The 495-nt window shown below is 52.3% G+C and carries 2 protein-coding genes; one reads left to right on the top strand and one right to left on the bottom strand.

Annotated elements, in window-relative coordinates:
• A partial coding sequence (locus tag AB1L30_RS00530; RefSeq protein ID WP_367011399.1) for a 50S ribosomal protein L27 occupies positions 1 to 219 on the top strand: 219 nt, incomplete at its 5' end.
• On the opposite strand, the gene AB1L30_RS00525 is transcribed toward AB1L30_RS00530, so the two are convergent.
• The coding region (locus AB1L30_RS00525) for a hypothetical protein (RefSeq protein WP_367011400.1) at positions 125 to 495 on the bottom strand (371 nt) is incomplete at its 5' end. The two genes, AB1L30_RS00530 and AB1L30_RS00525, sit on opposite strands and share 95 nt — an antisense overlap.

The raw sequence follows: 495 nt of genomic DNA, 5'->3' as shown, positions 1-495 counted from the left end.
AACCCGCAGTACCGCGGCGTGAAGAAGTACGGCGGTCAGTCGGTTACCGCTGGTAGCATTCTGGTTCGCCAGCTCGCAACGGTCATCCGACCTACAAAGGACGCGAAATCGCCCAGACGATGCACTACGCAGGGGCGCGCTGGTCGCCATCGGGAAGATCGATGTTCATTGCCCGGCGAAAGACCCAGTCGCGGAAGAATTCCGACGCCGATTTGCTGATCCGAGGCTGTCCGTTCGCTTCGACAAAGAAGCAATTACGCCTTCGCCAAGATGGTCTTTCACGCGAACGCAAATGTGATGGTACAACTCGTCGAGCGTCATGTTGGCAATGCCCGGCAAGCCATTGCAGGAAGTCATCACTTGCCGGCATTGCATCAAGAGATTGAATCAATATCACAATACCACTGCCATACGCTGTTCCAATAGAATCAGAAAGGAGATAGAAAAACTTCACCTCAGCTCTCGAAAAATATATCAAATATCTCGATGACGACA

Source organism: Bremerella sp. JC817, from assembly GCF_040718835.1.
GTDB lineage: Bacteria > Planctomycetota > Planctomycetia > Pirellulales > Pirellulaceae > Bremerella.
The sequence above is the reverse complement of the archived record's forward strand: the minus strand, read 5'-3'. Positions and strand labels throughout refer to the sequence as shown.